9 protein-coding genes are annotated in these 7,796 nt (G+C 67.2%); 5 read left to right on the plus strand and 4 right to left on the minus strand.

Annotation, left to right across the window (positions count from 1 at the left end):
* On the plus strand, window positions 1-1,411 hold a 1,411-nt coding region (gene uvrA, locus ACFDSW_RS13610), incomplete at its 5' end, for an excinuclease ABC subunit UvrA (RefSeq protein WP_375250823.1).
* Window positions 1,412-1,506: 95 nt separating this feature from the next.
* The gene (locus tag ACFDSW_RS13615; RefSeq protein WP_375250824.1) at window positions 1,507-1,956 is read left to right on the plus strand and encodes a DUF3597 domain-containing protein; all 450 of its coding nucleotides are present in this window, start codon (window positions 1,507-1,509) and stop codon (window positions 1,954-1,956) included.
* Between the two features lie 124 nt (window positions 1,957-2,080).
* Here the strand turns inward: ACFDSW_RS13615 and ACFDSW_RS13620 are convergent, their stop codons facing one another.
* Complete coding sequence (locus ACFDSW_RS13620; protein WP_375250825.1) at window positions 2,081-2,374, minus strand: BolA family protein; 294 nt, start codon at window positions 2,372-2,374, stop codon at window positions 2,081-2,083.
* A gap of 50 nt (window positions 2,375-2,424) precedes the next feature.
* Between ACFDSW_RS13620 and ACFDSW_RS13625 the strand changes: the two genes are divergently transcribed.
* Complete coding sequence (locus ACFDSW_RS13625) at window positions 2,425-3,018, plus strand: J domain-containing protein (protein WP_375250830.1); 594 nt, start codon at window positions 2,425-2,427, stop codon at window positions 3,016-3,018.
* 19 nt (window positions 3,019-3,037) lie between these two features.
* Here ACFDSW_RS13625 and ACFDSW_RS13630 read toward each other — a convergent pair whose 3' ends face one another.
* Both ACFDSW_RS13630 and ACFDSW_RS13635 read right to left on the minus strand, forming a co-directional pair.
* On the minus strand, window positions 3,038-3,610 hold the full coding sequence (locus ACFDSW_RS13630; protein ID WP_375250826.1) for an ATP-dependent Clp protease proteolytic subunit: 573 nt from the start codon (window positions 3,608-3,610) through the stop codon (window positions 3,038-3,040).
* A gap of 54 nt (window positions 3,611-3,664) precedes the next feature.
* Window positions 3,665-4,645 (minus strand): C13 family peptidase, encoded by a 981-nt coding sequence (locus tag ACFDSW_RS13635; protein ID WP_375250827.1) that lies wholly within the window; start codon window positions 4,643-4,645, stop codon window positions 3,665-3,667.
* Window positions 4,646-4,763: 118 nt separating this feature from the next.
* Here ACFDSW_RS13635 and ACFDSW_RS13640 point away from each other — a divergent pair, with 118 nt between their 5' ends.
* Window positions 4,764-5,462 (plus strand): glutathione S-transferase N-terminal domain-containing protein, encoded by a 699-nt coding sequence (locus ACFDSW_RS13640; RefSeq protein ID WP_375250831.1) that lies wholly within the window; start codon window positions 4,764-4,766, stop codon window positions 5,460-5,462.
* Complete coding sequence (locus ACFDSW_RS13645; RefSeq protein ID WP_375250828.1) at window positions 5,459-6,070, plus strand: 2-hydroxychromene-2-carboxylate isomerase; 612 nt, start codon at window positions 5,459-5,461, stop codon at window positions 6,068-6,070. The genes ACFDSW_RS13640 and ACFDSW_RS13645 overlap by 4 nt, the downstream gene beginning before the upstream one ends.
* A gap of 38 nt (window positions 6,071-6,108) precedes the next feature.
* On the opposite strand, the gene ACFDSW_RS13650 is transcribed toward ACFDSW_RS13645, so the two are convergent.
* A complete protein-coding gene (locus tag ACFDSW_RS13650; RefSeq protein WP_375250829.1) occupies window positions 6,109-7,311 on the minus strand; it encodes an N-acetylmuramoyl-L-alanine amidase in 1,203 nt (400 codons plus the stop codon).
* Between the last annotated feature and the right edge of the window lie 485 nt (window positions 7,312-7,796).

The raw sequence follows: 7,796 nt of genomic DNA on the forward strand, positions 1-7,796 counted from the left end.
CCTGTCGCGCGCCTCCGGCACGCTGTCCGGCGGCGAGAGCCAGCGCATCCGCCTGGCCAGCCAGATCGGCAGCGGCCTGTCGGGCGTGCTGTACGTCCTCGATGAGCCGTCGATCGGCCTGCACCAGCGCGACAACGACATGTTGCTCGCCACGCTGCGGCGCCTGCGCGACCTGGGCAACACCGTGATCGTCGTCGAGCATGACGAGGATGCGATCCGCATGGCGGATTACGTCATCGATATGGGTCCGGGCGCTGGCGTCCATGGCGGCAAGGTCGTGGCGCAGGGCACCGTCAAGCAATTGCTGAAGAGCAAGACCTCGATCACCGCCGATTATCTGAACGGTACGCGCGAGGTGCCGCTGCCCGCGAAGCGCCGCAAGGGTTCGGGCAAGAAGCTGACGGTGCACAATGCCACCGCCAACAATCTGACCGGGGTTACCGCATCGATCCCGCTCGGCACCTTCACCTGCGTGACCGGCGTGTCCGGGTCGGGCAAATCGAGCTTCACGATCGACACGCTTTATGCCGCCGCGGCGCGGCAGCTGAACGGCGCGCGTATCCTGGCGGGCAAGCACGACAAGATCGCCGGGTTGCAGCATCTCGACAAGGTGATCGATATCGATCAGTCGCCGATCGGGCGCACCCCGCGATCGAACCCGGCCACCTATACGGGCGCCTTCACGCAGATCCGCGACTGGTTCGCCGGGCTGCCCGAGTCGCTGGCTCGCGGCTACAAGCCCGGCCGTTTCAGCTTCAACGTGAAGGGTGGTCGGTGCGAGGCATGCCAGGGTGACGGCGTGCTGAAGATCGAGATGCACTTCCTGCCGGACGTCTATGTCACGTGCGACGTCTGCCATGGCGCCCGCTACAATCGCGAAACGCTGGAGGTGAAGTTCAAGGGCCACAGCATCGCCGACGTGCTCGACATGACGGTCGAGGATGCCGCCAGCTTCTTTGCCAACGTCCCCCCGATCCGCGACAAGATGGCGATGCTGGTCGAGGTCGGGCTGGGCTATGTGAAGGTCGGACAACAGGCCACCACGCTGTCGGGCGGCGAGGCGCAGCGCGTCAAGCTGGCCAAGGAACTCAGCCGCCGCGCCACCGGCAACACCCTGTATATCCTCGACGAACCCACCACCGGCCTGCATTTCGAGGATGTGCGCAAGTTGCTGGAGGTGCTCCACCAGCTGGTCGAACAGGGCAATACGGTGGTGGTGATCGAGCATAATCTCGACGTCATCAAGACGGCCGACTGGATCATCGATCTTGGCCCCGAGGGCGGCGTGAAGGGCGGCGAAATCGTCGCGACCGGCACGCCCGAGGATGTGGTGCGGGAACCGCGCAGCTTCACCGGCCGCTATCTGGCGCCGTTGCTCGACAGGAGCGGGTCGAAGGTCGCAGCCGAATAACGGCCGGGCGCAGGAGCGCTTCGGCCGGCAGTGCGCGCGGATACCGCCGCCGGTTAGGGCGTTGCCCGGTCGCCACAACGGAAGGACCGCGCATCATGAGCATTTTCGCCAGCATCAAGAAAGCGATCTTTGGTGACAAGGGTCCGCTCGGCGGCCAGTTCTCCGGGAAAAAGGACGCGCCCGCCCCGGCTCCAACGCCCGCGCCCGCCGCCGCTCCGGCCGGGGCCGCGCCGGCGTCCGCCCCCGCCGCCACTCCCGCGCCTACGGCAACGACGCCCGCACAGCCGGTGGATGTCGAAGAGGTGCTGAACGGGATGATGCAGCGCAAGGGCAATCCCGATCTGAACTGGCGTACCTCGATCGTCGACCTGATGAAGCTGCTGGATCTCGATTCGAGCCTCACCAACCGCAAGGAACTCGCCACCGAACTGGGCTACACCGGCGAGAAGGACGGTTCGGCCGAGATGAACATCTGGCTGCACAAGGCGGTGATGCGCGAACTGGAGAAGAATGGCGGCGCGGTGCCCGCCGCTCTGAAGGACTGACGTCCATCCTTGCGATCTCTACGGCGATCGGGGCTGATGACGCGCAGCGACCGGCCCCGGGCGCCGTAGAGGCAAGGATCGTGGCACAACACGCCGTTCTGGCCGAACGGCGGCTGTCCTCCGGTCACCTGCCGGGCTCTCCGGGTGCACGCGCCTGGATGGCCAATGCATGGATCCGCTCCGCCAGCAGGTCGGCCAGCGCCCGGTTGACCAGTCGTTGCCGCGCGACGCGTGTCGCCCCGACAAAGGCGGCGCTTTCGATCACCACGCGAAAGTGGCTTTCGCCCGTGCCGTCATCGCCCATATGCCCGCGATGCTGCGCGCTTTCGTTGATCACTTCGAGATGCGACGGAGCGAGCGCCTCGGTCAGGCGGGCGGTGATGGCGGCCGCGACGGGCCCGGTGGAAGCATCGATCATCGCCCCCATATAGTCCCTTTTGCGCGAGATATGACGGGTAAAGCGTGGCATTGAACAAGGATCGACCGGCGGCGCGGTTCCACGGGCGGGTGGAGGGAACCGGCCAGCATTGTTCCCATCCCGGCTGCGATGCGGCCGGCGAATTTCGCGCACCACCGCTCGAAGGGCCCGGGGATGGCGAAGGGCCGCCGCGCTTCCGCTGGTTCTGTCTCGATCACATCCGCGCCTTCAATGCCGGATATAATTACTTCGACGGCATGACGGCGGAGGAGATTCATCGCGCGCAGCGGCCGCTCGCGGGTTGGGAACGCGAAACGCGCGCGTTCGCGCGCGCCGGCGGCGGCGATCACGGGCCCCGCTGGGCCGATTTCAGCGACCCGCTGGAGGCGATCGGCGCGCGCTTTCGCCGCACGGTCGCGCCCGAGCGGCCCGACGGCAAACCGCTCTCGGGAGAGGATCGCCGCAATCTGGAGACGCTGGGCCTCGGCCCCGAGGCGGATCGCGCGGCGCTGCGCAAACGCTATTCCGAGCTGGTGCGGCGCTATCACCCCGATCGCAACGGGGGGGATCGCAGCCACGAAACCAGGCTCACCAAGGTGATCGCCGCCTATCAACAGCTTCGCAAGGCGCCCGCATTCGTATGACGCCGCGCGCAATGCGGCGTCAGATGATATCGAGCACCAGCCCCAGCGCGCGCGCTTCCTGTGCCTCGATATACCAATTGTCCGGCGCTTTGGCCTTCAACTGCTCCAATGTCACCTGCGTGCCCTTGACCAGATCGGCGAACCCCTCTTCCTGAATACGGATCGAATCCTCGATTTCGTTCAGCTTCGCCTTCAGCAGCGGTGACAGGGTATTGAGCGGGCCGTTCAGCGTGATCGTCGAATTCATCAACCGCTCGTGGATCATGATCCGCGAGTTCTTGGTCAGGAAGCGCCGGTCGGCGGGAAAGGCCGACATGAAGGTGGCCCCCGCCGAATAGACCGCGACTTTCCCGAGGAACAATGCGTCGCGCCCGGTATATTCGCGAAGCAGGCGGATCGAATCACCCATCGCCCGTGCCATTTCCGGATCGCCGCCCAGCGTGGTGATCGATATCACCAGCGGGCCATCGGCGGGCGCCGCAGCGAGCTGATCCTTGAACTGCGCATACATCGCATCGTCGACGATGCCGTGCAGCTGCACATGCGGGGCCGCCAGTAGCGGATAGAGGTTGGCGCGTGATGCTTCGGTCATGCCGCGCCAATCGGTGAGCGCCGGCACGGTTCCGCCCGTTGCAAACAAAGGATCCTAATTCGCCGCCAGTGCGGCGGTGGCCGGCTTCCCGATCGGTGCGGCGCCGGCGGGCAGATGCCGTTCGAGCAAGGCCAGCCACCGCTCCGCCCCGGCACCGATCGCCACTTGCGGTTCGGACGGCGTCAGCCGCGCATCGCTTTCCCATCCGGCGATCGTGGTGCGCGCCTGTTCGACCGCTCGCGGCAGCGGCACTGGTTGACGCAGCGCATGATTGACCAGCGCATCGCCGAAGAAGGTCCAGTCATTGTCGGCCTGACAGCCGAATGAACTTCGCTCCGCCGAGGACGCGGTGACGATCGCGGTGGTATCCGACGACAATATCGGCACGAACACGCCCGAATAGCAGGCGCTGATCAGGATCAGCCGGTTGCGGATCCCCAGCGTCGACAATTGGCTCCACAGCCGCGCGGGCGAGATCGCGCCATATCCCTGATCGCCATCGTTGTAATACAGGCCGAAACCGGCGCCATGGCTGGTGGTGTAGAGGATCAGCACGTCCTCCGCCGGGTTCATCACTTCCGCGACGCGCGCCAGCGCCATATCCAGGCTGGCGGGGGTGCCCATCGGCAACAGGCTGTCGCGCTGACCATCGCTGCCCGCCAGTACGATCGAGCGCCCTTGAGCGCCGTAACGCCGCGTCAGCACCGCCGCGGTGGCGCGTGCCTCGCGCCCGAAGACGGGATCGCTGTCCAGCGCGGCGACGATGACATAGGCGTCCACCGTGCCCTTCCGCTCCGGCGCGAGCGATTGCAGCGCGGCGGACAGCCGGCGATGCTCCGCCAGTTGCCACGTCGCGGGCCGATCGCGCTCCAGCTCGGCACCGCCATGCGCCAGCGCCTGCGCCATTTCCTCCCCCGCGCCGAGGATCGGCGAGGGCGCGGTATGGCGCGGCGGCTGGTACGCTTGCGGCCGGGCGAGCCCGTCGCCACCCGCGGACAGCACCGCCGCCAGCGCGATGATCCAGCCTGCCCGCATCGCCGCCCCCTCTTTCCGAAACCCGAACCCCGGGATCGTGCGTCGCTGGTGGGGCAAGTCAAGCGCTTGCGACGGCGACGCGGTTGCGCGACACATCGTGCCAGAGGGAGAGGCGATGATGATCGACCTGTATTTCGCGGCCACGCCCAACGGCTGGAAAGCGACGATCATGCTGGAGGAGATCGGGCTGCCCTATACGGTGCATCCGGTGAACATCGGCAGCGGGGAGCAATTCACGCCCGCGTTCCTGGCGATCAGCCCCAACAACCGCATTCCGGCGATCATCGATCATGCCCCCGCCGATGGCGGCGCACCAATCAGCATCTTCGAAAGCGGTGCGATCCTGCTGTACCTGGCGGAGAAGACAGGGCGGTTGCTGCCCGGCGATCCGCGCGGGCGGGTCGCGGTGACTGAGTGGCTGATGTGGCAGATGGCGGGGCTGGGCCCGACGCTGGGGCAGAACGGCCACTTCAAGCTCTACGCGCCCGATCGGCTGCCCTATGCGATCGACCGCTTCGCGCGCGAGGCGGATCGGCTCTACGGCGTCCTCGACCGGCAATTGGCGCGCACCGGCGCCTATGTCGCAGGGGCGGATTATACGATCGCTGACATCGCCTGCTTTCCGTGGATCATCACGCACAAGGCGCAGGGGATCGACATGACGCGCTTTCCGCAGGTCGCGCGCTGGTTCGCCGAGGTGCGTGGGCGCCCGGCGGTACGGGCCGGCACCGCGGTGGGGCGCATGGCGCGCCCGGACGAGATCAGCGCCGAGACGAAGAAGACCCTGATGGGCATCGATGCGAAGGAAACGCGATGATCGAATTTTTCTTCGACTGTTCCAGCCCGTGGACGTGGCTCGGTTTCGAAAGCATCCAGCCGCTCGCCGCCGAGCTGGGCGTGCCGATCGCGTGGCGGCCGATCCTGATCGGCGGCGTTTTCAACGCGGTCAACGGCTCGGTCTATGAACAACGCGTCAATCCCGTCGCCGCCAAGGCGCGTTACATGAAGAAGGATCTGGCCGATTGGGCGCGGTTGCAGGGCCTGTCGATCCGTTTCCCGCCGAGCGTCTTTCCGGTCAACAGCGTGAAGGCGATGCGCGCCTGCTGCTGGCTCGGCAACGACTGCGTAGCCTTCGCGCGCGCCGCGTTCCACGCCTATTGGAGTGACGATCGCGACATTTCCCAGGACGCGGAGCTGGCGGCATGCGCCACGGCGGCGGGGATCGACCCGGCAGCGCTGTTCGGCGCGATCGCCCGCGATGACATCAAGGCATGTTTGCGCGCCAACACCGACGAATTGATCGCGCGCGGCGGTTTCGGCTCACCGACGATCTTCGTGGGTGGCGGCGACGACATATATTTCGGCAACGACCGCATGCCGGTGATCCGCGCGGCGGTGGAGCGCGCGCTGGCCGATCGATCGTAGCCCCGCCGGCGCGCGCACGCTGCGTGCCGGCGACCCCGTCACTTCATTGCCAGCCGCCGCGCGAAATATACTTCCACCGCGCGCCGGACGCTTTCGGCGATCTTGCGCTGCCCTTCCGCGCTGGCGAGAAAGGCGGCATCCTGCGGGGTGGACAGATAGCCCGTCTCGAACAGGATCGACGGCATGTCCGGCGCCTTCAGCACCAGCAGCGAGGCCGTGCGGTGGAAATTTTCCTTGGTCGGGATCAGCGGCCGCGCCTCGCGTCCCAGCAGGCGCGCGAAGCCGGCCGAGGCGTTCATCGTCTCGCGCTGCGCCAGATCGATCAGGATCGACGACACGTCGGCGTCGCGATCGAGGTTGACCCCGGCGATGACGTCCGACTTGTTCTCGCGCGCCGCCAGCCGCGCCGCTTCCTTGTCGGAAGCGACATCGGACAACGTATAGGCGGTCGCGCCCGTCGGCGTACCCGTGCCGACGCTGTCGCAGTGGATCGAGATGAACAGGTCCGCCTTCAGCCGCCGTGCTATCCCGAAACGCTCGCGATGCAGGATGTAGCGATCGTCATCGCGGGTCAGCGCGACGCGCACCCGCCCCGTGGCGAGCAGCGAATCGCGGATCGCGCGCGCGATCGCCAGCGTCACGTCCTTTTCGCGCAGGCCGTTCTCGGGATTGATCGCGCCCGGATCGACCCCGCCGTGCCCCGCGTCGATCACCACCAGCGGACGATCCTCCGCCCCGCGTACCGGCGGCAGCGCCAGCGGCTTGGCGGGGGGCACCGGGATCGAGACCTTATAGTCGGACGACCGCTTCGCGCGGTCGCCGGTGCCCCAGTTCCACGGCAGAAAGCGCAGCGGCCCGGCACTGCTGGCCGACAGGAATCGCGCCGGCGCGACCGGGCGCAACGTAAGCGCGAGTGAGCGACCATCCTCGGCGAACGCCCCCGCCGCCACCAGCATGGGCCGCGCGAGATCGAGGACGATGCGTGCGCCATCCGGCCCGCGCGATGCCTGGCGGATGCGCGCGATCGCGGTATCGCCCTGCGTCAGGCCACCGGGGATCGCCCCGTCGACGTCGATCGCGATCCGGTCCGGCCCGGCGAGCAGGAAACTCTGTGCGCGCTTCACCGCTTCGTCGAAGCGGATGACGAGCCGGTCGCCCGCCAGTTCGACGCGCTCGACGGTCGCGGCTTGCCCCGGGGTGGCGAACAACAATCCGCCGATCAGGCTGATCAGGGTCGACATCGCGCCCTTCTGTAATGACCGGCCCCTTCCGGTCCAGCGAAAAGCCCGCAATGCCATCGACGCACACCCTTATCCAATGGGGCCATGCTTGCGCCGCGCGGGCCTTCGCCGCGATTGCGGGGTGCGGTTAATTCGGCGTTGACGGAAAATAATTGCCGGCAAAGCGGCATGATGCTGCCGGTTGACACTGCCAGTTGATGCGGGCGGAGAGCGATGCTACCTGCAACGATAACCGGAACGAAGGGCGCATGGCGCGTTCCTTGCTCCGGTGCCACTGCCCGCCCGGCAATCCGCCGGCTCCGGGGCTATCAGGTTGACGCTCGCAATGCCGTATTCTGCCCGATCGCTGTTCCGTCCGGCCTGTGCCGGCGGCGGCTTGGTCGTGGCCTGTCCGGTGTCTTCGACTCGCGGGGTTCCGCGGCATGCGACAGCAGCACCCATCACCATCCGCGCCGCCGGCCCCATCGGGCGGCCGGCAGCGCCCT

Source organism: Sphingomonas sp., assembly GCF_042091075.1.
Lineage (GTDB): Bacteria > Pseudomonadota > Alphaproteobacteria > Sphingomonadales > Sphingomonadaceae > Sphingomonas.

Coding starts and splice junctions, on each gene's coding strand:
- ACFDSW_RS13615 (WP_375250824.1), top strand. CDS start 1,507: ATGAGCATTTTCGCCAGCATCAAGAAAGCGATCTTTGGTGACAAGGGT.
- ACFDSW_RS13645 (WP_375250828.1), top strand. CDS start 5,459: ATGATCGAATTTTTCTTCGACTGTTCCAGCCCGTGGACGTGGCTCGGT.
- ACFDSW_RS13640 (WP_375250831.1), top strand. CDS start 4,764: ATGATCGACCTGTATTTCGCGGCCACGCCCAACGGCTGGAAAGCGACG.
- ACFDSW_RS13620 (WP_375250825.1), bottom strand. CDS start 2,374: ATGATCGATGCTTCCACCGGGCCCGTCGCGGCCGCCATCACCGCCCGC.
- ACFDSW_RS13630 (WP_375250826.1), bottom strand. CDS start 3,610: ATGACCGAAGCATCACGCGCCAACCTCTATCCGCTACTGGCGGCCCCG.
- ACFDSW_RS13650 (WP_375250829.1), bottom strand. CDS start 7,311: ATGTCGACCCTGATCAGCCTGATCGGCGGATTGTTGTTCGCCACCCCG.
- ACFDSW_RS13635 (WP_375250827.1), bottom strand. CDS start 4,645: ATGCGGGCAGGCTGGATCATCGCGCTGGCGGCGGTGCTGTCCGCGGGT.